The sequence below is a fragment of the Streptomyces sp. TRM68416 genome, assembly GCF_014596915.1.
GTDB lineage: Bacteria > Actinomycetota > Actinomycetes > Streptomycetales > Streptomycetaceae > Streptomyces.
Map to the genome: position 1 here is coordinate 318,862 of NZ_JACVWU010000004.1, position 26,954 is coordinate 345,815.

Consider the following 26,954-nt stretch of genomic DNA (forward strand, 5'->3'; position numbering starts at 1 on the left):
CGTGGTGGCGTGGTGGGCGCTTTGTCTCCTGCCGGCCTACCCCCAGTGCATCCCCCTCCGGGCCCTGGCGCCGGTCTCATCCGTGGTCTCAATGGCCACCCGATCCGCGACTGTCCACGAGGGTCTGCCCACGTGCGTGACCCGCTCTGGCCAGGGGCGGGTGTCTCTCGGCGGACATCTATGGACGTGTCTGGACCAAGATCGGACAACTCGTAATGCGTAGGTCTCGGGTTCGAATCCCGAAGGCGGCTCCAAGGTGAACCCCAGGTCAGGCCTTTGACCTGGGGTTTCTTCATTTCGTTGACCTTGGAATCTGAGCAAATCGGGCACTGTTCATCTGTGCATCGTAATGCGTAGGTCGGAGGTTTCGTTTCTGCGACGAGATCGACGAAGCAAGGCTCTGAACTGGTCTTTTAATGGCTCGTAGGGAACGGACCATGCCGACGCGAATAACCCCGGTGGGCAACCGGTGGACAGCTGTGCGTGAAACTCCGCCAGGGGACTCTCGCCGCCCCTGGCCGACGGGTGAAATCCACCGGTCTTCGATGGGGCTGTCGGCGGCGTCGGGACTGTGTGGTCCTGACAGCTTTCACGTCCAGCTCGGGTCCTGGCGATGATTGGTCGTGAGTACACGCAGAAACCGCTTCTTGGTACGTTCCAGCTTCATTCAGGGCGAAGCGGTCCCTGGTCGATGCGATCCAACTCGGCCCGAAGACGCTCGGCCTCGGCTTCGGCCTTTCGCAGCCTTCGCTCCAAGGTGGACCGCGAGGGCGTGGATGCGGTGCTCGCCGCCTTCTTGGGCTGTCGCTGCCGGGGGATAAGCCATCCGACGCGCTCGTAGGCCAAGATCATTCGCACTTGGGGGCAGGAATAACAGAGCTGTTCTGGCTCCGGCGTCGGCCAGCCGTCCGCGAGCATCCGTCGGAAGTGCTCCCGATCCCGCTCGGTCTGCAGCTCTGGGTTCACGCGCCAGGCGTCTTCGAACTCGGTGGACATCTGCTGGACTCGTTCCGCAGCCGCACGACGAGGCCCTGAAGCAGGCACCCAGTCGAGACTCGGGGCGATGGCCTCCTCCACGTGACCGCAAGTTAGCGTCACCTCCCAGAACGCGGAGGTGTGCGGCTCGTCATGGCGGATCACCGACCAAACTCTGGGGTCCGTGTCGTCCGGAGGCTCGACGGGGTCGGCGGGAAACGTCACCTCCCTCCGTTCTCCCCACCCGGTGATCACGCGATAAGGCGGCGGCGGGGAGTCGTCGTGATGACAGATCATCTGCCCGGGCGGCAGCGGTGAGCGGTGATCTTTCCACTGCGCCTCGTGCGGTGGGGTGCCGTCTTCGAGGACCTCGGGCATGCAGCCGCAGTCGAGCTGAACGCGCCACCGGAACACGCGGGTCAGATCCGGAATCAGGAAGTCCCAGAGCACCCGCGGGATATACCCGCGCATTTCGGCGGCCTCCGCCTCGCACTCCCGCAGCACCTCCTGGCGTGGTCTGGCCTTGCCTGGAAGCCGCTGCATCCTGGGGGTGCTCGGCGGCGGTCGGTCTTCCAGGAGAAGGTGGCGACTATTGGTTAAAGGGGCACCCATGGCCTCTCCCTCTTCCTTGCCCGGCGCTGCCGTTCATCGCCCGAGCGGACTGTGAGCTGCGGCCAGGCACGCTACAGGGCCAGCCGCACTGTGAGGGGAATGTCGCGCCGCTTTACTCGCGTGGGTGACCGTTCGCGGGCGTCGAGTCTTCAGGATCCATAAGGCTTGCTGTCAGGTGCGGGCCGGGCGGCCGGGGCTGTTCACGAACTGCACACCCCCGACCACCGCGGTCTTCGCGGTCGTCCTCACGCGGCCGTTGCCTTGGTCGTCGCGCAGGCCTGTTGCAGTAGCTCCAGCACTTGGTCCATCACACCCTCGGAGTCCTGGGTGCGGTCGATCTCGCTGAGGACGATCTGCCAGATTGCCCGCGTGCCCGCCGCTTTCGCCTCGTAGTAGGCGTCGCGGACGCTCTCGCGGATCGGGTCCTCGGTGAAGGTGGCGTAGATGCCGAGGAACTGGCGCACCATGAGCCCGCTGGTCTGCCGCGGGTCGTAGACGATGTGGTGGCCGTCGCTGTCGAGCCGGTGAGTGAAGTACTCATCCGGGCCGAGCGGGGCTTGCTGGACGTGGAGGTGCTGGTTGCCGGGCCCGTGGGGCAGCTGTCCGAAGTGGTCGCACATGCGGTTGCGGAAGGCGTCGAAGCCGACGCGCGTGGTCGACGTCGTCATACCGTCGCCTCCGCCGGCTCGCTGAGGAGGTTGCGCATCGCCGTTTCGACGGCGACCTTCGGGGACCCGCAGACGATGATGAGGACGATCAACTCGTCGGCGAACTTTTCCACGGCCGGGGAGCACGAGCCGAGTTCCCGCATCTTGGTGCGGAACGTCTCCACCTCGGCGATGGCGCGTTCGGTGATGGCTGTGGTCTTCATGCCGCCACCGCCGGTGGGTTGAGGTACGCGGTGCGGACGTTGACGAGCTGGGCGTGGGCCTCGCGCAGGGAGTCGACCTGCTTCTGCAGGCGGCTGATGACCATCTCCAGCGTGTCCGGGTCGAGGTACTCGATGTAGTGGTCGTCGATGGCCTCAATGGCTACGAAGGGCAGCCGCTCTGCTGGCCGTGCCGAGAAGGGGCGGGACTCGATCTGCCAGCCGAGGAAGCGGAAGTCCTCCGGTCTGCCCGTGTCGCACAGCGGGCCGTAGAGGGGCAGCTCGCCGACTGCGCCGGGGATGTTGCAGTAGATGTCGTGCGGGTGCTCATGCGTGTTGCTGTCCGCCTCGTGGTCGACCGTGCAGCCGGGCATGCAGGTCGCGGTCACCTTTTCACCGGTGACGGCGCTGGTGAAGGTGAATGTGCGCCGGACAGCGGACGCTCCCACGATGGGCTCACCGTCGGACGGGGCTGCGGGGACGGACTGGATCCGGGCGGCCTGGCCGGAGCTCCCGGGAGGCTGGGTGGTGTGCTCCTCGGGACCGCCGCTGCTGGCGGCCGTTGGTATGTCTTTCACGTTTGTCTCCTCCGTTGCAGGGGTCGGGCTATGGCCTCACCTCCGGTGTTGAACCCACCACCGGCCGGGACCCTTGCTTTGGTGATACGCGCCCTGTCGAACGTGGTCGAGAGCGCTGTCCCGTTCGAGGGGGCCAGACTCGGAGTAGGGTTATTTCGCGGTAACTGGTGCGTAGAATGCGCTGTTTCGGCTGGCGGGGTGACTCCCGGGAGACCTGCCCGCCTGCTCTAGTACTACAGTCGGCCGTTCGCATCATTGCAGGTCACAGTCCTGTTCCTACGACCTGTTACAGGATCTGGTGTGATCGCGTGACACAGTCCGGCCCGATCCCTATTGGGCTCCTGCCAGCTGCGGCGGAACTCGAGAGGGCTGACCGCAACAGTGTGCGATGACTTGCGAGCACCGCCGTGTCCAAGCCATCGAGTGTTTCATGGTGCACGCCTGGAGCGGCGGAATCCGTCCCCGACTGGTTGGCTTATGCCCAGCTCAGTTCAGGCGTATCACGTGCGCTTGGGAGTGATCACGGCAGTCTGTGCGGTGGGATCGATCTCGGCCAGATGTCGCCAGGCGTGTCGCGTACATGACCCTGCGTCCCTACGGTGTGACACCTCGTGTGATGACGGTGGGGGTTCACGGGGCTGGAGTGTCCCGTGAGTGCCTTGGGGAGGGCACATGCAGGGCAGGGGTGGGCGTTTTCGCGCTGTGGTCGGTGGCGGCAGACGGCGGCTGGTGACCGTGGGGGCGCTGGTTCTCGCGCTGGCCGTGGGAACCGTGTCGGCCGAGGCGGTACCGCCGGAACCCAAGCCTCCCAACGTCACCCATGACGTGGTGGACACCCTGTCGTCCCAGGAGACGGCCGAGTCTGCATCCGAGCAGGCGCAGGCCGCCGCCGAACCCACCACCGATAACGCTGTCTACGCCTATGACGCGGCAGGCCGCCTGGTTGGCGTGACCGATCCCGATGGTGAGACCGCCCGCTACCGGTACGACGAGGCCGGCAACCGGCTCGGTATCGACCGGTTCGCCTCCAGCACGCTGTCGGTGCTGTCGGTCGTACCTGTCAGTGCCGCGCCCGGTGCCGAGGTCACCCTGTCCGGCACCGGGTTCGCCGCCACCGCCGCGGACAACACGGTGGCGTTCGGTGATTCGACCGCCGAGGTGAGCGAGGCGTCGGCGACTCGTCTGGTGGTGACTGTCCCGGACGGTGCGGATGACGGGCCGGTGGCCGTGACCGTCGGCGGAACCACCGCCGAGTCCACCGAGAGCTTCACCGTGGCGCCCGTCGGCCCGGCCATCACTTCCGTGGAGCCCTCGGCGGGGCCTGCCGGGACCGAAGTGGTCATCACGGGATCGCGGTTCGCGACTGAGGCTGCGGACAATCTCGTCCGGTTCAACGGTGGGACCCTCGCTGAGCTGGTTGGCGTCACGGGCACTGCTCTCACGGTGAGGGTGCCCGAGACCACGACCACCGGACGGATCACCGTCCAGACCCCGGCTGGAAGGACGACCTCGCCCGAGGACTTCACCGTGCCGCTCGTGGACGGTGAGGAGGAGTTCGAGACCACGGTCCGCATGTCGGTGGGCGACGAGGATCCGGTCTCCGTTGCGGTGACCGAGGCCGGCAAGCGTGCCCGGGTGCTGTTCGACGCCGAGCAGGGCGAGGACATCTCTGTGGGATTCACCGAGTCCACGTTCGATCCATCGGCGATCGTGGACCTGGTCGATCCGCGGGGCGAGACCGTGGGCGGCGGTGGCCGTGTCTACGGCGCATCGAGCGACTACGAGGTGCGTGATCTGCCGGTCTCCGGGACCTACACCCTGGTGATCGACCCCTCTGCGGACATCGCCGGCGCCGTGAATGTGACCATGTCTCATCCGGTGGGCGGGGAACTGCGCTTCACCGACGATCCGGCCGCTACGGTGATGAGCCGGGCCGGGCAGGACGGTCTGTGGACGTTCGCCGCGTCGAGGGGGGACTCCCTCAGTATCGGCGTCGACACCGCAGGCATGACTGCCGGGACGTCCGTGCGTCTGTACGAGCCCGACGGGGACCAACTGGATTCGCTGACGGTGTCCAAGGCGTCCGACGGTTCCCTGGACATCGACGCCCTGCCGGCGAGTGGGACGTACACCCTCTATCTCGATCCTGCGGATGGTGCGACCGGCACCTCGCAGGTCACGGTCTCGCACTACGCGGAGGCGGGGGCACTCGACACACAGGGCGCGGCCGTGCAGATGGGGATCACCCGGCCCGGGCAGGACGGTACCGCCTCCTTCGCCGCCGAGGCCGGGCAGAAGGTGTCGCTGGGCGTCACGTCCACGGGCTTCGCTTCGTACGTCTCCTTGCGGCTGTACGCTCCGGACGGCAGCAGGGTGGACAGCTTACTCGTCTCCTCCGGGCGCACCACGGACTGGGACAGCGACGCGCTCACGCAGACGGGCACCTACCGGCTGGCGGCAGAGCCGGCCCGGATCGGCACCGGAACACTGGCCCTCACTCTTTCCCGGCCCGTGGACGTAGGGCGGTTGAGCAGCAGCGAGGACGCGGCCGCTGCGACGGTCAGCCGTCCCGGGCAGGACGCCGAGGCGACGTTCAATGCGACGACGGGGGACGACCTCTCGCTCGGCATCACGGAGAACACGTTCACCACATCCTTCAGTCTCACCGTCGTCGCGCCGTCCGGCGCCGAGGTCGTCGGCTCTGCGACGGTGAGCGCCTCCAGGGCACGAACACAGGGTCTGCCCGACCTGCCGGAAACCGGCACCTATACGGTGATCATGGACCCGCGCGACGGTGCCCAGGGCGGTGCCAAGCTGACCCTCTCGGCCGATCTGGCCGTCGATGTCGACGTGGACGGCGACTCGGTGCCGGTCACCGTGACCCGTCCCGGGCAGCGGGTGCGGGCGACGTTCACCAGCTCTGACGGCGACTATCTCGGTGTGGGGCTCACCGGGAACAGCATCGACCAGAGCACCTACGTCAACCTGGTCGGCTCCGAGGGCGGAGACGGCGACTACGTCGGTCTGATGACCAAGAACTCAGCCCAGGCACTGAACCTGACCGGTCTGACAGCAGGTTCGTCCTACGCCTTGCTGCTGGAGCCGCAGAACGCCAGCACCGGCGGCGTGACGCTGTGGCTGTCCACTCCGGCCAAGGCGGGCGCCCTGTCGGACACTGCCCGCACGGGGACGATCACCCGGCCCGGCCAGCAACTGCAGTACACGCTGGACGCACAGGCCGGGGACGGCGCCGCCGTGGTGTTCAGCGACACCACGATCACCGGAAGCACCCGGATCGCGCTGCTGGAGCCGGGGGCGAGCGAGCAGACGAACCTCGGCTACCTGTCCGCGAAGGAGGCGGACTTGAGGGCTCCGCTCACAGCGGGCACGTACCGTCTGCTGCTCCAGCCGAGCAAGCCGGTGACCGGCGGCACCACCGCCAAGCTCGTCCCTGACGTGCAGGCGGGCACCCTCACGGTGGACGGCGAAGCCCGGGACGCCACGATCGCCACCGCCGGCCAGAACGCCCGGTTCACCTTCACCGGCACCGCAGGGCAGGAACTCACCGTCGGCCTGGGCGGCACGCCGCCCTACGCCTGGTACCTGTCGGTGTACGGACCGGACGGGGAGTGGCTCGTCGACGAGCGGTACATGTCCACGAGTACGACCTCATACGCTTTGCCGGAGCTGCCGGCCGACGGCACCTACACCGTCACCGTGGATCCCGCGTCGCTGAGGACCGGTGCCTACAGCATCGGCCTGTCGACCACTGCGGTCACGAGCGCTTCGAACGCTGCGGAAGACAGCGCCGCAGCAGGCGCAGAGCAAGTCCAGGACACCCGAGCCTCGGCGAAGCACGCTGGTGACAGCGGCGATGGCATCGTCCCGACCGGCGCCGACGCCTGGCAGCCGGACAAGCACAACCTCAAGGGCCGGGACTGGCTGACCCGGCGTGGCACGGCACCGAAAGCCCCGCCGAAGCTGCGCGCCCCGCCGGGCAAGACGGCGCTCACGGGACACGTGCTCAAACTGAACGGAAAGCCTCTCGCCAGGGTCACCGTCCGGGTCGGCGACAAGACCACCCGCACCGACGCCAAGGGCCGCTTCCTGCTCACCGGGATCAGCGCGAACGCCACCACCCTGGTCGTCGACGGCTCCACGGCCAATACGAAGAAGCGCGCCTACGGCCGCTTCGACATCCGCATCCACCCCAAGGCCGGAGCGTCCGTGGACCTCGATTTCCCGGTGTGGATGACGCCGCTGGACACCAAGCACACCGTCACCTTCGACGCCCCCGCGAAGAAGGACGTCGTGCTGACCACCCCGCAGATCCCGGGACTTGAGGTCCGCATCCCCAAGGGCTCGGTGGTCCGCGACGAGCACGGCAAGGTGGTCACCGAACTCGGCATCACGGCGATACCGATCGACCGTCCCCCGTTCCCGCTGCCCAAGGACGGCGTCGTCCCCGTCTACTTCACGGTCCAGCCCGGCGGGACGTATGTGTTCCCCGAGGGCGCGCAGATCATCTACCCCAACTACACGCACGAACCGCCGGGCACCCGAGTCGACTTCATGGACTACGACCCCGACGGCAAGGGCTGGTACGTCTACGGGCACGGTGAGGTGAGCGCCGACGGCACTCAGGTGGTTCCGGACGCCAAGACGCGGGTGTGGGCCTTCCACGGTGCCATGTTCAACACCCCGTCGCTGCCCGCGTGGGCCACCTCCTGGCTGGACGGCGCGATCGACTGGCTGTCCGGTGACCCGGTGGATCTGTCGACGGGCCTGCTCACCGACAGCCGCACCGACCTGGCGGTCGAGGACTTGCTCACTCCCGTCGAGGTGACCCGGACCTACTGGCAGGGCGACACCGAAAAGCGCGCCTTCGGTATCGGTCGCGACCTCGTCTACAACGCGTTCCTGCACTCCCAGGAGCAGTACCAGGAGGTCGACCTCTACCTCCCCGGCGGCCGGAAGGTGCACTACGTCCGCACCTCCGACGGCACCAGCTTCAGGGACGCCGTCTTCGAGCCGGAGGACACCACCGGCAGCTTCCGCGGCACGACGATCGAGTGGAACAGCAGATCGGGCTGGGACCTGACCTTCCCCGACGGCAGCGTGTGGGAGTTCCCGCAGTACGCCCCGCTGAAGGAGATCCGCGACCGCTACGGCAACACCCTCACCCTCACCCGCACCAACCGCAACCGGGGCGGGATCACCCGGCTCGCCACCTCCGGCGGACGCTGGATCACACTCACCTACGACACCCAGAACCGCGTGACCGAGGCACGGGACAACGCCGGCCGCACGGTCTCGTACACGTACGACGGCGAGGGGCGGCTGGCGACGGTCACCGACCCGACCGGGAAGGTGAGTTCGTACACCTACGACGGCACCTCCAACCGCATCGCCACCGCGACGGACGCCCGCGGCATCATCTACATGACCAACACCTACGACGCGGACGGCCGGGTCCAGCAGCAGACACTGACCGAGGGCGCGAAGTACACCTTCGCCTACACCGTGACCGGCACCGGCGAGGTCACGGCGACCCAGGTCACCCAACCCGGCGGCGCCGTACGGCGGGTGGAGTTCGACGGCGGCTACGGCGTCTCGGACACCGAGGCCTACGGCACCGACCTCGCCCGCAAGACGGTCTACGAGCGCGGCACCGGCCACCGCATCGACGCCGTGACCGACCCCTACGGGCGCCGCACCGAGCTGTCCTACGACACCGACGGCCACCTGACCGGGACAGTCGAGCTCGCCGGCACCGACGACGCCCGCACCACCAGCACGGTGGTCTACGACGGCGCCTACGACCAGCCGAGCAGCATCACCGACGCACTTGGTCACACGACCACATTCGCCTATGACGCCGACGGCAACCTGACGAAGACCACCGACGCCGAAGGACGCGAGACCTCCTACACGTACAACAGCGCCGGGCAGGTCAGGACGATCACCGACGCCTTGAACGCGGTGACGACCTACACCTACAGCAACGGCGATCTCGCGGCGATCACGGACGCCGAAGGCCGGACCGCTGTCCAGTTCACGGACGCCGTGGGCCGGCCGAGCGCGCTGACCGACGCGTCGGGCTCGTCGACCACCGTGACGTACGACAAGCTCAACCAGCCCCGCAAGATCATCGACCCGCTGGGCCACACCACGGGCCTCGACTATGACGAGGGAGGTAACCTCACCGCCCTGACCGACGCCCGCGGCAACACGACGAACTGGGCGTACGACGACGCCGATCGCCCCGAAACGGCGACCGACCCGCTCGGCGCACAGTCCCTGTTCGAGTACGACGCGGCCGGGTTCCTGAAGAAGGCGACCAGCCGATCCGGCACGTCAGCCATGGCCGACTACGACCTGTTGGGCCGGCTCAAGAGCGTCCGGTACGGCATCGATGACACAGGTCAGGCCGAATCCACCGTCACCTACGGCTATGACGACAACGACCTGCTCAAGCAGATCACCGACAGCCAAGCCGGTAACCAGTCCTTCACCTACGACGTCTACGACCGCCCAGCCTCGACCACCGGCCCCACGGGCACGGTCAGCTACGACTACGACGCCGCGGACCGCCGCACCCGGATGACGGCGGCCGGGGCGAGCACGACGTACGGCTACGACAATTCAGACGTCCTGACCTCCGTCACGTCGGGCAGCCAGGAGGTCACCTTCGGCCTGGACGACGTGGGCCGGGAGAAGACGGCGTCCCTGCCCGGCGGCATCACGCGCACCACCGACTACGACACCACCGGCGTCATCAAGTCCATCGTGTATACGCAGGGCGACACGACCATCGGTGACCTGAAGTACACCCGGGACGAGCGCGCCCTCCAGGCCGGGCTGACCGGCTCGCTGGCGAAGGTGACCCTGCCCGCCGCCGAGACCGGGACGCAGTTCGGCAAGGACAACCGCATCACCGGCTACGACGGGCGTACCTTCACCTACAACGCGGACGGGCAGCTCACCAACGACGGCCTCCGCACATACACCTGGAACGCCCGTGGCGAGCTGACCGGCCTGACAAGGACTGGAACAACGTCGTCGTTCGGCTACAACCCGGTCGGCGGACGCATCTCGAAAACCATCAGCGATGCCACCACCCGCTACCTCACCGACGGCGCCAACCCGCTGGCCGAGCAGGACAGTGCGGGCGCGACCACCGCCACGGTGGCCACCTCGGGGCTGGACGAGTTCCTCACCCGCACCGAAGGCGGCACGACCCAGGCCTACCTGACCGACGCCCTCGGCAGTGTGGTCGGCCTGGCGAGCGCCGACGGAACCATCGACACGACCTACACCTACGATCCTCATGGCACACCCACCGTCTCCGGCACGGCGACCTCGAACCCGTACACCTTCACCGGCCGCGAGGACGACGGCACCGGCCTGCTCTACTACCGCAACCGTTACTACGACCCGCAGACCGGCCGCTTCATCTCCCAGGACCCCATCGGCTACGCCGGCGGCACCAACCTCTACCAGTACGCCCTCTCCTCTCCGACGACCTACACCGACCCCTCCGGCAACAACCCCATGGTCGTCGGCTGCGTCATCGGCGGTGGGCTCGGAGGATTCCTCGACTGGGGCGCGCAGCGGCTGTCGGGACGCAAGGTCAACTGGGGACAGGTCGGCGGAGCCGCGCTCCTGGGCTGTCTCGAGGGCGGCCTCGGCGGCCTGCGCGCCGGCGAGTCCGCGGTGCGGGCCGCACGTGGCCTCGCTGACCAGGCCTCGGCGATTCGCCCCGGCAGACTGAGGCCGTCTGTGGCCGAGGCAATCGAGCTGCCCAACGGGCAGGTCATCCGCCACACGAGCGTCCGGGGGACTCCGCCGGCGTTGCATCCCCGTGTCCAGGACATCCTCGATCAGGTTCCAGCCTCACAGCATGGTCGGGGGCATGGAAAGTGCGGCCTGCCCGTCTGTCTCAGCAATGCGCTCACGAACGGGATGGATCCGACCGGCTCGAAGGTGGCGGCCGTTGTCATCCGACCAGACGTCAAGCACCCCAAACATGGATACCGTGTGGGTCCGTGCAACAGTTGCAAGGCGCTGGTGAAAGAATTCAATCTCGACTTCTTGACGGGGAAATAGCATGACGAGGTTCTCGGCAGAAACCGAGGAAGTTCTGCGGTCGGTTGGATGGCGCGAAGGGCGCAAGGTGTCGACTGCTGAATGGCGGGATCAGTTTGAGCGGCGCGGGATCACCATGCATCACGCTGCTGAGAGGTTTCTCGCGGAGTTCGGCGGCATTTCCGTCGACATCAGTGGACCTGGCATCAGCAGTGCACGCGAACCGTTCGAACTGGAACCCAGCCTGGCGTACGGAGAAGAGGACCGGTTCTCCGAGTGGGGCGAAGAGGTCGGTGCGTCCTTGTTCCCGATCGGCGAACTGGATCAAGGGCGTTTCTTCCTCGCCATCGACGAGAAATCGGTCATATACCTCGTCGCAGACTGGCTGGCTCACTTCGGTGAAATGCCTGCCGCTCTCGACAATCTGGTCCTCGGAGTCGCTCCCGAAATTGTCATCGAGTGATGAGACGCCGTACGGATTCGTTCCCACACGAGAACACGTCCGTGCCTGCCCCGTTTTCCCGACTCAACCGATACGACACTCAAGCTTTGTGTCGGACGGGAGGGACAGCTCTGTGACGGCGCACAGCAGACGCAGACTCCTGCGCGCGTCGACGGCTGCCGCCCTTGGAGTCGGTGGCCTCGCCGCTGCAAGCGCCGCAGTCCTGAACAGCGAGTCTTCTCACCAGGAGGAAGAGTCGGCCTATCTGCGCGGTGCCGCACCATTGCCGTGCGCGCAGCTCATCTCCCTTGACCTCAGCGCAGATCGGCAGCACCGTCTCGGAGCCCTTCGAGCCGCACAACGTGCTGTCACTGCCACCGATGGCGGCAACATAGCCGCGTGGCTCGCGCTGGGCGACAGCCTCCTTCCCGAAGAGGCAGAACGGCCCCGACACCTCAAGCGAATGCCGTCCTTCGCGGGCGATGTGCTGGATCCCGCCCAGTCGCACGGTGACCTGCTGCTGCAGGTCACCGGTACCTCAGCCCGGGCGGTGAGCAAGGCGGCGGATCAGACGCTGGACGCGCTGCCGCAGTGGCGGGTCCGCTGGCGCATGGCTGGCCTGCGCCCCGAGAACCGCACGGAGGACGGCAGGGGCCTGGCCCGCAATCCGTTCCACTTCACCGAGGGCTACGGAAACCCGGCTACCTCGGCCGGAACCGCCGACCGCGCGATCGTCACCGGTGCCCAGGGCGAACCGTCCTGGGCAGTTGGAGGAAGCTACCAGGTTGTACGGATCATCCGGCTCGCGACCGATTTCTGGGACCGGGACACCGTCCACGAGCAGGAGCGCATCGTCGGTCGGCGAAGGGACGGGCGGTGGCTGGACGGAACCCCCAGCACCGAGCGGCCCGTCTTCTCGACCGATCCCCAAGGCAAGATCACACCGCTTGACGCCCACGTCCGCAGGGCAGCTCCGGACCGGCGCAACCCTCCGCCCATGGTCCGGCGCGGCTACAACTACCGCGGAGGGGACGGTGACCAGGGACTCATCTTCTCCTGCTTCCAGCGTGATCTGGCCAGAGGCTTCGAAACCGTGCAGAAGCGACTGGAGGGAGAGGCCATGGCAAAGTACCTCCTCACCACTGGCGGCGGCTACTTCTTCGTGCCGCCGCCCGGGGACGAGTGGATCCGCGCAATTTCGTGACGCCGAAGGCTGCGATCAGGAGCGTGCTGTGTGTCGCCCACGCCAGGCAGAGTTGCAGTTTCGAGCGGTGTCTTGCTGATTTTCCACAGTCCGATTCTGCACAGGCACAGATCAATGAACCCGAGTTCACAGACGGTGCCGCAGATGCTCAAGTACGTCGGACACCGCAAGCTCGTACTGGTCCTTATCCTTCTCCCCGTGCGCCATGACCGATGCCGCGGCTTCGGCCATCTCGGTCGGGAGACCCGCCGCCCTCAGAGTGTCAGCGACTTCCAGCATCCCGGGGCCCCATCGCCAGGCTCGCGCGGCGATGCTGGGGAGGTGGTCCGGGTCGGAGAGGATCTGCGACGACATTCGGCTCGCCTCCCTCATGAGCAGGTCGGCGACGCTGTGAGTTCGGCAAGGGCGTGCGAAACGCCGGCCAATGTACGGGCGGCCTTCTGGAATCCTGCGAACGATGCTTTGAGGGCGGAGGCGGAGCCGACGCTGTCGCCAGCGCTGCGTACCTCCACCGCGGAGTCCTTGAACAGGGTGTGGATAAGCGTCGCGGCCTGGCTGCCACTGGCGACGTACAGTCGGCACGTCCGGCTATCCACAGGTGGGGGCCAAAGATTGAGCCGTCCAGCACTACGGGGGCCGGGCGGATTTCGTTCGCGATGCGCTTCATGCGCTGCGGACTGACCGCGTTGGCGTCGACGTACAGGCCGCTGAACGAATGTCAGGCGAGCTCGGCCGCTACGTCCTCCGCAGCGTGCGGCGGGCAGATGAAGTTCCCCCACAGCGTAACCACCCGCTGTCCATGGTCAGGGGGGAACTCCAGCCGGGGATGTCGGCGTGGAAGCCGCGGCCGATCAGGTCCGGGGCAACGTACCCCGGGGGGCCGCACTGGAAGACGCGGGCGCTCGTCGCCGCCGCCGGGCGGGCGTTCGCCCGGGTGGACGACGAGATCGGGGACTTCGACCGGGAGTGGGTGGAGGCCGAACGCGCGGGGGCTGCCTTGCTGTTGCGGGTCGACCCTGCCGTCGGGCTCACGGAGGGCGACGTCGCCTTGCTCGGCGAGTGGGCCGCCGCCAACGCCGCAGCCGCCGGGCCTGGTGCGGCGCCGGCGGCTGTGGTCGGTGGTGAGTCCGTCAGGAAATGAGCGCGGTCAGGTGATCACCACGTGCCCGGTTCCGCGTACCACGAGCGGCGGGGGTTCTCGAAGGTGCCGTCCTCGCGGGTGGGGAAGGTGAACGCGCGGGTCGCGCCGATCGCGTAGTTGTACATGATCAGGACGTCGGCCCGGCCGTCGCCGTCCGCGTCGCCCGAGACCGGCATGCCGGAGCTGCTGGCGTACCAGTTGCCGGCGCCCGACCGGTAGCCCTCCACGGGGGCGGCGAAGCCGCCGTTCGGCTGGGCGAGGAAGGTGTGCAGGGACGTCACGCCCTCGTCGTGCCGGTACATCACCGCGGCGTCGGCGCGCTTGTCGCCGTTGTAGTCACCGCTGGTCAGCTCGACGCGGTCGCGTTCCCAGGTGCCGGGGCCGACGTTCCAGGACTTGACCGGCTTGTCGAGCGTGCCGTCCGCCTTCGCGGGGAACGTCCACAGGGCGGCGGCGCCCGTGGCGTAGCCGTAGAAAGCGATCAGGTCCGCGCGGCCGTCGCCGTTGGCGTCGCCCATCGTGTAATGGGCGTTCTTCGCCCACCAGTTGCCGTCACCGGAGTTGAAGCCGCGTACGGGCATGGCGAAGGTGCCGTCCGCCTGGGCGAGGAACTTGTGCAGGCCCATCTGGCCGTCGTCGTAGTCGTAGACGGCGGTCAGGTCGGCCCTGCCGTCGCCGTTGACGTCACCGGCCTGGACCGAGACGACCCGCTGCGCGTACCAGCTCTTCGGCGGCAGCACGGCGCTCTTGGCCGGCTTGAAGCCGCCGCCCCGCTGGGAGACGAACGTCCACATGGCCATGGAGCCGTCCGCGTAGTCGTAGAAGGCCGCGACGTCCGCGAGGCCGTCGCCGTTGAAGTCGCCGGCCGTCCACCGGGCGCGGGCCGCGTCGAAGCTGCCGCGGTTGCTCGTCCACACCTCCCTGGGCGGTCGGACCCCGCCGTCCTCGTCGGCGGTCAGGACATGGATGCCGGTGGACGCGTTGCCGTAGTCGTACACCGTGATCATGTCGGTGCGGCCGTCGCCGTCGACGTCACCCGCGAGGTCGGTCCGCAGATGGGCGGTACGGTCCTCGGGCTTGTGCTCGACGGTCGTGCCGCTCGTACGGTTCCAGCGGACGTAGCCGTTCTCGAAGTCGGCCCGCACACCGCCGGTCACCTCGTACTCGTACGAGGTGGGGAAGCCCAGCCAGCCGTTCTCCGGCTTCAGGGACTCCCACTTGCGCATGATCGCGTTGTGGACCGGCCAGGCGCCGGTGGCCTTGCTCCAGTAGATCGCGGAGCTGTGCTCGGTCTCGTCGCGGTGGCGGAACTGCTGGTACGCGCCCGCCTTCGGCTTGGTGGCCAGCTCGTCGGTGACCGGGTAGCCGATGCGGGCCGGGCCGCCGAGCTCGAGGTAGCGCTGGTAGACCGATCCGTGCACCTCGTGCGCGCCGATGCCGGGCGCGTAGTAGATGCCGCTGCCCCGGCCGGCCTTGCTGAAGGTGTTGAACCGGCCGACGCCGTCGCTGGTGGGACGCTCGTCGGAGGTGGGGTAGCCGAGGACGCCGCCCTCGCGGCCCATCTCGGTCCACTTGGCCCAGATCGAGCCGTGCACCTCCCAGGCGCCCGTCTCCGGACTCCAGTAGATGGAGCGGTTGTTGGCGGTGGTGCCCGGGGCCTGGAAGTGGGTGTAGCGGCCGATCTTGTCGGGGGCGGTCACCACGTCCGTGCCCGGGTGGCCGAAGCGGGCCGGGCCGCCGAGCGCCTTGTACTTGGCGAGGATCGGGCCGCACAGGGTGCGCTTGCCGGTCGCCCTGGACTCGAAGGTCTCGCAGGTGCCCCACGGCGTGCCGCCGGTCACCAGCGGGCGGGCCGCGCCGAACGCGGAGCCGTCCTTGAGGGCCCGGCCGGGGAACTCGACCGCGCTGCCCTCGCCGTTCCGGGACCACAGGTCGGGGAAGCCGTCTCCCTCGAAGTCGCCGTTGGTGGCGAGGTGCGGGTAGGCGGCGCCGGTGAAGCCGCTGCCGATGGAGGTGGTACGGGCGGCCGGGTCGGCGTACACGGCCAGGTCGGCGGCCGTGATGTCGCCCTCGACCGGGTTCTCGCGGCTGGTGTACTGGTGGATCCTGCCGCTCTTGGTGTCCCTGGCCCACAGCTCGGGCAGGCCGTCGCCGTTGAGGTCGCCGGGGGCGAGGAGCGTCATGTTCTGCCAGTCGGCGTTGCCGAGGGAGACGGGCTCGATCTCGTCGATGAGCGGACTGCCCTGGAAGCCGAAGTACAGCCACAGTTCGGCGCCGTCCCGCACCAGCAGGTCGGGGGTGTCGTTCTCGTCGACCTTGCCGTTGCCGTCGTCGTCGTTGAGGCTGCCGATGGACAGGACCTGGTCGGCGTCGCTCCAGTGGTTCGCGTCGTCGACGGCCGCCTCCAGCTGCCAGCGCTCGCTGTCGGTGCCGCCGAGTTCGCCGTCGCCGCGGTTGGCGTAGACCCACAGCTCCTTGACCGCCGCGTCCTCAAGGCCGGGACGCAGGGCGACGAGGTCCTCGTAGTAGTCCTCGTTCCAGCTCCCGCGGTGCGTCATGACCGCGTCACCGAAGGACGCCTCGTCGGCCTGACGGCCCAGGCCGAACTTGCCGTTGCCCTGGCCCGGGTGGATCCACAGGGCGCCGTTGCCCGGGTCGACGGTCCACAGGTCGACGGTGCCGTCGCCGTTGAGGTCGCCGGGGCGGTCGCGGTGCGGGGCCCGGGTGGGGAGGAAGAGGTACGTCTTCAGGTCGGAGCGGTTGTCCGCGGAGTCCAGGCTGCGGACGTACATGTACTGCGGACCGGCATTGAGCGGCCGGTACTTCACCGGCTTCGACGGCCCGCCGGGCTTCGTCGCGTCGACGGACTTCTCCTTGGTGTCGGAGTCGGTCCACCACGTGTAGCGGGTGACGTCCTTCACGCCGCCCGCGTCGAAGACGAACGTGCCGTCCGTACGGGCCGGGTTGCCGTCCACGTCCGGCGGGAACTCCTTGGACGTCACGCCGGGCAGCTTCGACGGCCGGGTCTTGTCGAAGGTGAACTTGCACCGGCCGGCCCAGGGGCCGTTGGCCGTGCCGTCACTGGCCCTGACGTCCCACCAGTACGTGCCGGACGCGAGGTTCCTGGCGTCGATGCGCAGGGCGGCGACCGAGCCGCGGCTCGCCTTGACCTTGGCGGTCCTGGTCGCGCCGCCTTCGGGGGCGTAGTGGAACTCCGCGACGAGGTTGTTGTCCTCGGCGTCGTTCACCTTGGCGCGCAGGGTGATGTAGTCGGTGGTGCCGAACGTGCCGCCGGTGCAGGCCACCGACGGGTCGGTGGACCGGGAGGTCGGCTTCGACGGCAGGGTGTTCAGCTTCGTCGACACCCGCACGGAATTGGGGTCGAATTTGCGCCAGGAGACGTCCACTTCGGAACTCTTGGCGGTGAGGACGAATGCCCAGGAGCCCCACTTGTCCTTGGCGGCCTTGCTGATCGCGTCGGTCACGTCGAATTCGACGAGTCCGGCCTTGTCGGCGGGGCAGTTGCGGCCCCCGAACGACTCTCCGGAGGAATCGACGATGCCGCCCCACTTGGGCTGCCTGTTCCAGGTGATGTTCGTGGGCAGTTTGCTGCCGATGGTGCGGACCTGGACGGCCCCGGACTTGCAGGACCAGGAACCGGCGTGGGTCTGCTTGATCCTCAGGGTGGAGCGCAGGATCTGCTTGCCCCAGGTGTTTCCGGTGGCGATCCGGAAGTACGTGTTGGCCCGGACCGTGCCGCCGCGCTGGGTGTCGTTGGCGACGCCGACGCGGGCGAAGTCCGAGATGGTGCCGCCGTTCCAGTAGACGGTGTCGGCCGAGTTGGAGTAGCGGCTGTGCTTGTACGCGATCGACCAGGCGTTCTTCCAGGCGTCCTTGGCCCAGACCGGGTCGATGACCACGGGGAAGACCGTCTCGGGGTCGGTGAGCAGCTCCTTGTCCGGGCGCAGCGTCAGCGCGCGGTCGGTGAGGCGGACGTCGAGCCCGGCCTGGCGGGAGCCTTCGGTGGCGCCTTCCAGGGTTTCGGCCAGCGGGCGGGGTTCGGCCTGGCCGGCGGCGGCCGTCGTGGCGGCGGCTGTGGCTGTTGTGGCGGAGGCCGTGGCTGTTGTGGCGGAGACCGTGCTCGTCGCGTCGGGTGCGGAACGTGCCGTACGGGCCTTGGCCGCACCGCTCTTGGCGGCCTCGGGCTCGCCGGGCTCACCGGCGGCGGCAGGCGGGGCCGGGGTCTCGGAGCCCGCCGAGTCCCACATCTGGGGCCGGGGCGCCGAGAAGACGGCCGTGCCGGTCGGGTCGACGGCCTCCAGGCGGCCGTCCCCCGCGCTCTTCAGGTCGAGGCCCTTGCCGCTGTAGCCGAAGGTGATGGCCTCCAGGGCCGGGTTCTTCGCCGCCTCGGCGGTCTTCACCACGAGCGCGTGGGAGAAGCCCTCCACGGACGCGGTGGCGGTCAGGTCGACGCCCGGCAGCACCTCGCGGTACGTGGCCGTGCGGCCCGACACGGTCGGCTCGGGCAGCTTCCCGGGCCAGGTCAGGGACACCTCGCGGCCGTCCTTGACCATGTGCGCGAAAGCGCCGTCGCCGCCGCCGGAGAAGGAGACGGACATTCCGGCGGCCTTTGGCGCGATCCGGCCGTCCTTACGGGCGGCGAGATCCGTGTCGACGGGTACAAGTCGGCCGTTCTGCCGGACCCGGACGGGCACCAGGGCGCGCTCTACGGTGAACGTTCCGTCCGGGTTGGCGAACGTCTCGTCGGTTTCCGTCCGCTGGGACACGATTTCGACCGGCTCTCCGGTCGCCGCCGCCTTTTCTACGGCGGCCTCGCTTTCCGCGCGGCGCGGGTCGCCGGAATTTCCGTCGGAGGTTTTCGCGGCAGGTGTTTCGGCGGCTGCCGCAATCGCCGGAGAAAGGGTCACCGTTCCTGCGGAAAGGGCTATCAGCAATGCTGCTGATATCGCCTTTCTGAAGGTTCCCCCGGGGTCGCTGGCGACCCCTCTCGGTGTTGTTCTCATGTAGATGGTTCCCGCCCGTTTCCTCGCGGTGCAGTGGTCGTGTGCACGGACGGCGCGCATGAGCGTTCCGGTATGAGACCTTCCGTTTGTTCGATGCGCGCCCTCGCCGTGCTTTCTAGCAGGCCCGACGGGTCGAACGCGATCCAGGCCCCCTCTTCGCGGTGGGTGCGGGGGCTTGACGCATTCATTGTGAACTTGGTGGTAGCTTTCCGCTCGACTGTTTTTCACGGGGGATGAAGTGGGGAAATCTCTATGCCAAAACGGGGTGGGTACACGTATGCCCGCGGACGAATACGTACGGCGATGCGCTGGTCACTGCCCGCGCTCGCCACGTCGCTGCTTCTGACCGGACTACCGACCATGACGCCGGACGCGAGAGCGGCCGGTGGCAGCCTTCCGGAGCTGCAGCAACTGGCGAATGTGCCGGGCAAACCGGCCAAGGGGGGCTCGGCGGACACCAAGCCGCCGAAGCCGACCTGGACCGGGTCGCCCTCGGTGACCTGGCCCGAGGCCGGGGCGGCCGAGGTCAAGCTGGCGGCGGACACCGCTGGGGGCAAGGCCCCCAAGACCCGCGCCGGGGCGCTGCCCGTCAGCCTGGCGACGGCGCGTGGCCGCGAGGCCGCCGAACAGCCCGTGACCGCCCAGGTGGAGGTCGCGGACCGGAAGGCGACCGAGAAGGCGGGCGTCGACGGCGTCCTGCTGAAGGTACGGCGCACCGACCGGGCGCCGGACACCGCGCCGGTGTCCGTGGAGCTGGACTACACGAGCTTCCGCAACGCGTACGGCGGCAACTGGGGTTCCCGGCTGCGGTTCGTGGCGATGCCCGCGTGCGCGCTGACCACGCCGGAGAAGCCCGAGTGCCAGACCCGTACCCCGGTCGCCACGGCCAACGACCCGGCCAAGGGCACGGTGACCGCCACGGTCCAGGCCGCGCCGGTCGACGCGGCGGGCCCCAAGCCCGCAGGTACGGTCGCGGAGACCGGGACGGCCTCGGAGACCACCCGGGTCTCGGCGGCCACCGCCGACCCGACCGACGCCGCCGCCATGGCCGGAACCACGCCGGTTTCCGCCGCGCCCGCCCTGGCCGACGCGACGGCGCCGGGCCCGACGGCCCGCAACGCCTCGGCGGTCACGCGGGCGCCGGCGGTCACGGGCACCTCGGCCATCACCGCCACCGCGGGCACCGCCGCGTCTGCCGCGACGACCACGCGGGCCGCGGCCGACATCACCGCCGCCGCCACGCCCGCCGCGGCCTCCGCCGCCGGTTCCGCCATGGTGCTCGCCGCGACGGCCGCGCCGAACGGACCGACCGGTGACTACCGCGCCACCTCCCTCAGCCCCTCGGGCTCCTGGCAGGCGGGCGGTTCCTCCGGTGACTTCACCTGGCAGTACCCGATGGAGATCCCGTCCTCGCTGGGCGGCCCCGGGCCGCAGCTCGGCCTGAGCTACTCCTCCGCCGGCGTCGACGGCCGCTCCTCCGCCTCCTCCCAGCAGAGCAGCTGGGTCGGTGACGGCTGGGACACCGGCGCCAACTTCATCGAGCGCCAGTTCCTCCCCTGCTCCAACGACCGCAAGAAGGACTCGGGTTACAACAACCCGAAGCACCCCACCGGCGACCTGTGCCAGGGCCAGCCGGTCGTCACCCTGTCGCTGAACGGCAGCTCCACCCAGCTCGTCCTCGACGACAAGACCAAGAAGTGGGTCCCGGTCAGCGACGACGGCTCCCGCGTGGAGCTGCTCACCGGCGCCGAGAACGGCGACCACGAGAAGGAGTACTGGCGCATCACCAACGAGGAGGGCGTCCAGTACTACTTCGGCCGCAACCGCCTCCCCGGCTGGGCGTCGGGCAAGGAGGAGACCGACTCCGCCTGGACTGTGCCGGTCTACGGCAACCACAAGGGCGAGGACTGCCACAAGTCCGCCTACGCCGACTCGGTCTGCGACCAGGTGTACCGCTGGAACCTCGACTACGTCGTCGACCTGCGTGGCAACGCCATGACGTACTGGTACGCGAAGGAGCGCAACCACTACGGCTCCAACGTCACCCGCGAGGGCAAGTCGACCAACCGGGCCTACGACCGCGGCGGCTGGCTGAAGCGGATCTCGTACGGCCTGCGCAGCGACGACCTGTTCGCGGCGGCCCCGGCGCAGATCCTCTTCGACGTCGCCGAGCGCTGCGTGAAGACGCAGACCTTCGACTGCGCCGAGTCCAAGCTGACGTCCGAGGCGAAGTGGGAGACCACCCGCAACTGGCCCGACGTCCCGGCCGACCAGCTGTGCGCCAAGGGCAAGGAGTGCAAGGACCGGTACGCGCCGACGTTCTTCACCCGCAAGCGGCTCACCGCGGTCCACACCCAGGTCCTGAAGGACGGCAAGCACCAGCCGGTCGACACCTGGACCCTCACCCAGGACTTCAAGTCCACGGGTGACGGCGGCGTCGCGGGCGACTACCCGCTGTGGCTGGACAGCGTCCAGCACACGGGCAAGAACGGCACGCCGATCAGCCTCGCGCCGGTCGTCTTCAAGGGCAAGCAGCTCCCCAACCGCGTCGACAACGACAAGGACGGCAACCCGCCGTTCCTGCGCTGGCGCGTGGAGACCATCCAGACGGAGACGGGCGCGCGGATCGCGGTCGAGTACGCCAAGACGGAGTGCTCGACGGAGACCAGCCCGCACAAACTGCCGTCGGCCGCGCACTCCAACACGATGCGCTGCTACCCGGTGATCCAGGAGGTCCCCGACCCGACCGACGAGACGGGCCTGAAGAAGAAGTACTTCACGGACTGGTTCCACAAGCACCGCGTCGACGAGGTCCGCGAGGAGGACAAGAACGGCACCTCCCCTACCAAGGTCACCACCTTCCAGTACCTCGGTGACCCGGCCTGGGCGTACGACGACGACAGCGAACTGCTCAGCGAGAAGGCGCGCACCTGGAACCAGTGGCGCGGCTACGGCAAGGTCCGCACCCTCGTCGGTACCGCCCCCGACAAGCGCTCGCAGGTCGAGACGGTCTACTTCCGCGGCATGGACGGCGACAAGCTGCCCGGCGGCAAGCGCGAGGTGAAGGTCAAGGACAGCGAGGGCGGCACGGTCGACGACCACAAGCTCTTCGCCGGCCAGATCCGCGAGTCGCTGTACTACGACGGCGAGGGCGGCCCCCTCCAGTCGGCCACCCTCTACACCCCCTGGGTACGCGGCCCGACCGCGACCCGCCAGCGCACCGACGGGGCCGAGCCGCTCCAGGCCTGGGTGAGCGGCACCGAGAGGATCGCCTCCCGCACCGTCCTGTCCGGCAATCGGGGCCAGCGGCGTACCGCCGTGGAGCACTCGTACGACAGCCGGGGCCGGGTGGCCCACACCACGGACCGCGGTGACCTGTCGAAGACCGGCGACGAGACCTGCACCCGCTACACCTACGTCGACGACGGCACGAAGCACGTCTTCAGCCCGCAGAAGCGCGTGGAGAGCCTCACCAAGGCGTGTGACGCCAAGGACATCGCCCGCCCGGCGGACGTGGCCGGCGACAAGGTGATCCACTACGACGGCGTGTACAACGTGGAGAAGGTCGAGTCGCTCGCGGACTACAAGGACGGCAAGCCCGTCTACCGGCTCGACGCCTCCTCCGCGTACGACAAGCACGGCCGCCCGGTGTCCTCCACGGACATCTACGGCAGCACCACGAAGACGGTCTACACCCCCGCGTCCGGCGCGCTGCCGGTCAAGACGGTCGTCACCAACGCCCTGGGCCACACCCAGACCACCGAGCTGGACCCGGCCCGCGGTGTGGCCCTCGCCCAGGAGGACGCCAACAAGCGCCGTCAGATCCTGGAGTACGACGCGCTCGGCCGCCTGCGGAAGACCTGGTCGCCCGACCGCGACCCGGCCACCCAGACGCCGGACGCCGAGTTCTCGTACAGGGTGAGCCCCGACGGCCCGGTCGTCATCACCACGAAGAAGCTGCTGGAGCGCGGCGACTATCGCGTTACGTACGACATCTACGACGGCGCGCTGCGCCTGCGGCAGACCCAGCAGCAGGCCCTGGACGGCGGACGGGTCATCACCGACACGTTCTACGACAGCCGTGGCCTGATCTGGAAGGAGAACGGCGCCCACTTCAACAGCAAGGACCCGTCGCCCGAGCTGTGGATCTCGGACGACAACAAGGTCCCCGCGTCGACCCGCATGGAGTACGACGGCCAGGGCCGCCCGGTCGCCACGATCGCCCGCAAGTTCGGTGAGGAGACCTGGCGGACGACCACCACGTACGGCGGCGACTGGGTCGCCGTGGATCCGCCCAAGGGCGAGACCCCGACCATGTCCCTGGTCGACGCGCAGGGCCGCAAGACGGAGCTGCGCCAGTTCAAGGGTGACGGGCCGTCCGGCGCGTACGACAGGACGACCTACACGTACGAGCGGCGGGGCATGCTGGAGTCGGTCACCGACCAGTCCGGCAACGTCTGGTCCTTCAAGTACGACCTGCGGGGCCGTGAGTACGAGTCGAAGGACCCCGACAAGGGCACGAGCCGCACGACGTACGACAAGGGCGACCGCGTCCTGACGACGACGGACGGCCGCGACCCGGCGAGGACGGTCGCGTACGAGTACGACCGGCTCGGCCGGAGCACCGGCACGTACGAGGGCTCGCTCAAGGGCCGCAAGCTCACCGAGCAGACCTACGACACCCTGCCCGGCGCGCTCGGCCTGCCGGTCGCCGCGACCCGCTTCGTCGACGGCAACGCCTACACGCAGGCGGTCACGGGCTACGACAAGGAGTACCGCCCGACAGGATCGAAGGTCGTGATCCCGGAGTCGGAGGGCAAGCTCGCCGGTGAGTACGTGTACAGCAGCACGTACACGAAGACGACGGGCATGCCGCAGACGCTGACGCACCCGGCAACCGCCGGTCTGGCCCGCGAGCGGGTGTCGCTCGGCTACAACGGCCTGGACCAGATCAACACCATGGCGGTCGCGGGGAAGACCTTCGTCGCGAAGACGGAGTACACGCCGCTGGGCGACATGGTCCGCACCCGGGTCGGCCCGGCGGGCAGGCAGCTCATCACGAGCCGTGAGTTCGACGAGCAGACGCGGCGCCCGCTGCGCACGGTCCACCACCAGGAGGTCGGCACGACGGGCACGTCGCAGATCAGCGACATCACGACGTCGTACGACCAGTCCGGCAACATCCTGAAGATCACGGACGCCCAGGGCCCGAACCCGACGGCGGCGACGACGGACACGCAGTGCTTCACGTACGACTACCTGCGCCGTATGACGGACGCGTGGACGTCAGGGAAGACCGACAGCTGTGCGCGTGCGTCAGGCCCAGACGGGAAGCCGCAGGTCGGCGGTCCGGACCCGTACTGGACGTCGTACACGTTCGACGCGGCCGGCAACCGGAGGACGGAACTCAAGCACGACGTCACGGGTGACGCGTCGAAGGACGTCACCCGGACCTACGAGTACGCCGAGGGCGGCACGACCACGAGCAAGCTCATGAAGGTCCACACCAAGGGACCGGAGGGCGAGCGCGAGGACACCTTCGGCTACGACAAGGCCGGCAACACCACCCGGCGCACGGTGATGGGCACCACCCAGAACCTGGAGTGGGGCGTCGAAGGCCGCCTGGAGCGGGTGACGCAGGGCTCCGGCGACAAGGCGAAGAAGACCGAGTACGTCTACGACGCCGGCGGCAACCGTCTGATCCGCCGCGACCCGAACGGTACGACCCTGTACCTGCCGGGGACGGAGATCCAGCTCGACAAGTCCGGGAACATCGCCAAAGGCACGCGCTACTACCAGCACGCGGCGGGCCCGGGCATGGTGCGGACCGCCCAGGGCGGCAAGGTCACCACGGCGTACCTGCTGGCGGATCACCAGGGCACGGCGACGACGGCGGTGGACGCGGCGACCGGTCACGTGACCCGCCGGAAGTTCACGCCGTTCGGTGAACAGCGCGGCGCGAAGCCGTCGATGTGGCCGGGCGAGGAGGGCTTCGTCGGCGGAACGATGGACGAGTCCACGGGGCTCACCCATCTCGGCGCACGGGAGTACGACCCGGCGCTCGGACGGTTCATCTCGGTCGACCCCATGATGGACCTGGCCGAGTCGCAGACGATGAACCCGTACGCGTACGCCAACAACAGCCCGGTGACCTTCAGCGACCCGTCGGGCCAGTTCTGGGGCATCCCCCAGATCATCCAGAAGGTGCTCCAGGCGTACAAGAAGATCGCCGCCTCGCTCTCCGGCGGCGTTCCGCCGGCCCCGTCCAAGCCGACGCCCACCGTCAGCAAGCAGGACGTGGAGCGCGCCCGGTGGATGAAGAAGCAGACCAAGATGGACATGGTCATCCATGTCGCCAAGGAGGCGGTGAAGGAGGCCAGCGGCTGGAACGACATCGTCGACTGCATCAACGGCTCTGTCGGTACCTGCGCCATGCTCGCCGCGGAGGCGGCGATCCCGTTCGCGGGGAAGGCGAAGCGTCTGCTGAAGGCCCTGGAGAAGGCGTGGAGCGCGTACCGCAAGTGGGAGGACGAGGTCCGCTGGGCCACCGGCATCATCAAGCGGGCGGACGCCGACGCGAAGGCCATGGCCAAGTACACGGAGGACATGACCGAATGGAGGAAACAGGCCGACGCCGCGAAGGCGGCGAAGAAGGCGAAAGCCGACGAAGTCGAAGCCACGGCCGCCAAGAAGGCCGACAGTAACGACGGCGGAGGCGGTGGCGACGGAAGTCGGGGCGACTCGGGCGGGGCCGGCGAGTCCTGCCGGGTCAACAGCTTCACACCCGAGACCGAGGTCCTGATGGCCGATGGGAGCACCAAGCCCATCAAGGACGTCGAGCCCGGCGACAAGGTGGTGGCGAAGGACCCGGAGACCGGCGAGACGGCGGTCAAGGAGGTCACCGCCCAGATCATTGGCAAGGGCGCGAAGAACCTGGTCGAGATCACCCTCGACACAGATGGTGACAAGGGTGATGAGACGGCGAAGGCCACGGCCACGGACGGCCACCCGTTCTGGGCGCCGGAGCTGGGCGAGTGGGTCAAGGCCACGGACCTGAACTCCGGCGACTGGCTGGAGACGGGCGCGGGCACCCGCGTCCAGATCACGGCCGTCGAGCGCTGGACCCAGCAGGCCACGGTCCACAACCTGACCGTCGCGGACATCCACACGTACTACGTGGTGACGGGCTCGGCCTCGGCCCTGGTGCACAACTGCGGTGACCTCAGGACAGCATCGGACGCAGACCTGAGCGCCGCGGCTCTGCGGCCGATCCCGCCCAAGAAGGGCAAGCCGTGGAACCGCAACTACAACATGCACGAGATCGGGCGGTCCCTGCAGAAGCACACCGACCCCAACAAGCGCACGCCCGGCCACGTGGCCAAGTACGAGCCCTACCTCCATGGCGCGAACCGGCAGAACGACTTCGCCGCTCTGAACAAGGGCGGGGAGGAGCTGCTCGGAGAGCTGCTGAGCAGTCCGACCGCCACGAGGACCTTCGACGACACCGTCTCAGCGCACTACGGCAACCTCCACCTGAACATCGTGGACAGTGCGACAGGGCGTGGAGCAAGGTGGAGCATGCGAGGTGGTCGAGTGCAGTTCGAGGGGTTCCTGTGAGGCGTTTTTCCGTACAGGGACGCGACTATGTCGCGTTCATCGTCCTGAGCGACGATGTCGACTTCGACGCCATGGAGGTGGTGGAGTGGGTCGACGGCGCGCCCGGCAGGAAGCTGCTGGAGTACCGCATGGACGACAGTTCGGCACAGCTGAGCTTCATCCGGCCGGGCATCGACATCACTCTGCTCAGGGCGTCCCTGGACGTCTTCCGCGAGGAGTTCTTCGAACCGAGGTGGGCGTCGGGACACCCCTGTCCCCCCTGGTGAGAGTGGGCCGGCGCTGACGCGTGCGGACCGAGGAAGGCGGGCCCCGCCGGGATTCTCCCGATGCTGTTGGGTTATCCGGGGCCTGTGCGTGACGTCGGCCTTCGAGACCTGGTTGTGGTCTTGAAGGCCGACGTTGTCG

Annotated in this window: 12 protein-coding genes; 6 read left to right on the top strand and 6 right to left on the bottom strand. The window is 68.5% G+C overall.

Annotation, left to right across the window (positions count from 1 at the left end):
- Nucleotides 1-663: 663 nt before the first annotated feature.
- The 4 genes from ICC28_RS09180 to ICC28_RS09195 all read right to left on the bottom strand — a co-directional run bounded on the left by ICC28_RS09180 (nt 664) and on the right by ICC28_RS09195 (nt 3,033).
- Complete coding sequence (locus ICC28_RS09180; protein WP_188287932.1) at nt 664-1,518, bottom strand: hypothetical protein; 855 nt, start codon at nt 1,516-1,518, stop codon at nt 664-666.
- A gap of 314 nt (nt 1,519-1,832) precedes the next feature.
- Nucleotides 1,833-2,255, bottom strand: a complete 423-nt coding sequence (locus ICC28_RS09185; protein WP_188287933.1) for a hypothetical protein — start codon at nt 2,253-2,255, stop codon at nt 1,833-1,835.
- Nucleotides 2,252-2,458 carry a hypothetical protein gene (locus ICC28_RS09190; RefSeq protein WP_188287934.1) on the bottom strand — a complete coding sequence of 69 codons (207 nt, stop codon included), beginning with the start codon at nt 2,456-2,458 and terminating at the stop codon, nt 2,252-2,254. The genes ICC28_RS09185 and ICC28_RS09190 overlap by 4 nt, the downstream gene beginning before the upstream one ends.
- The gene (locus ICC28_RS09195) at nt 2,455-3,033 is read right to left on the bottom strand and encodes a DUF6907 domain-containing protein (protein ID WP_188287935.1); all 579 of its coding nucleotides are present in this window, start codon (nt 3,031-3,033) and stop codon (nt 2,455-2,457) included. Before ICC28_RS09195 ends, ICC28_RS09190 begins: the two co-directional genes overlap by 4 nt.
- A 729-nt stretch (nt 3,034-3,762) precedes the next feature.
- Between ICC28_RS09195 and ICC28_RS09200 the strand changes: the two genes are divergently transcribed.
- From ICC28_RS09200 to ICC28_RS09210, 3 genes are all read left to right on the top strand, one after another.
- Nucleotides 3,763-11,142: an RHS repeat-associated core domain-containing protein gene (locus ICC28_RS09200; RefSeq protein ID WP_317453984.1), complete on the top strand. Its 7,380-nt coding sequence runs from the start codon at nt 3,763-3,765 to the stop codon at nt 11,140-11,142.
- Nucleotide 11,143: 1 nt separating this feature from the next.
- Nucleotides 11,144-11,584, top strand: a complete 441-nt coding sequence (locus tag ICC28_RS09205) for an SUKH-3 domain-containing protein (protein WP_188287937.1) — start codon at nt 11,144-11,146, stop codon at nt 11,582-11,584.
- 112 nt (nt 11,585-11,696) lie between these two features.
- The gene (locus ICC28_RS09210; RefSeq protein ID WP_317453985.1) at nt 11,697-12,767 is read left to right on the top strand and encodes a Dyp-type peroxidase; all 1,071 of its coding nucleotides are present in this window, start codon (nt 11,697-11,699) and stop codon (nt 12,765-12,767) included.
- Between the two features lie 126 nt (nt 12,768-12,893).
- Here the strand turns inward: ICC28_RS09210 and ICC28_RS40420 are convergent, their stop codons facing one another.
- Nucleotides 12,894-13,121 (bottom strand): DUF1932 domain-containing protein, encoded by a 228-nt coding sequence (locus tag ICC28_RS40420; RefSeq protein WP_262928461.1) that lies wholly within the window; start codon nt 13,119-13,121, stop codon nt 12,894-12,896.
- A 472-nt stretch (nt 13,122-13,593) separates the two neighbouring features.
- Here ICC28_RS40420 and ICC28_RS09220 point away from each other — a divergent pair, with 472 nt between their 5' ends.
- Nucleotides 13,594-13,908: a hypothetical protein gene (locus ICC28_RS09220; protein WP_188288072.1), complete on the top strand. Its 315-nt coding sequence runs from the start codon at nt 13,594-13,596 to the stop codon at nt 13,906-13,908.
- A 14-nt stretch (nt 13,909-13,922) separates the two neighbouring features.
- Here the strand turns inward: ICC28_RS09220 and ICC28_RS41250 are convergent, their stop codons facing one another.
- Complete coding sequence (locus ICC28_RS41250) at nt 13,923-18,695, bottom strand: FG-GAP-like repeat-containing protein (protein WP_188287938.1); 4,773 nt, start codon at nt 18,693-18,695, stop codon at nt 13,923-13,925.
- A 540-nt stretch (nt 18,696-19,235) separates the two neighbouring features.
- Here ICC28_RS41250 and ICC28_RS09230 point away from each other — a divergent pair.
- Both ICC28_RS09230 and ICC28_RS09235 read left to right on the top strand, forming a co-directional pair.
- Nucleotides 19,236-26,549, top strand: a complete 7,314-nt coding sequence (locus tag ICC28_RS09230; RefSeq protein WP_188287939.1) for an RHS repeat-associated core domain-containing protein — start codon at nt 19,236-19,238, stop codon at nt 26,547-26,549.
- Nucleotides 26,546-26,815, top strand: a complete 270-nt coding sequence (locus ICC28_RS09235) for a hypothetical protein (protein WP_188287940.1) — start codon at nt 26,546-26,548, stop codon at nt 26,813-26,815. The genes ICC28_RS09230 and ICC28_RS09235 overlap by 4 nt, the downstream gene beginning before the upstream one ends.
- The last annotated feature ends 139 nt before the right edge of the window (nt 26,816-26,954 follow it).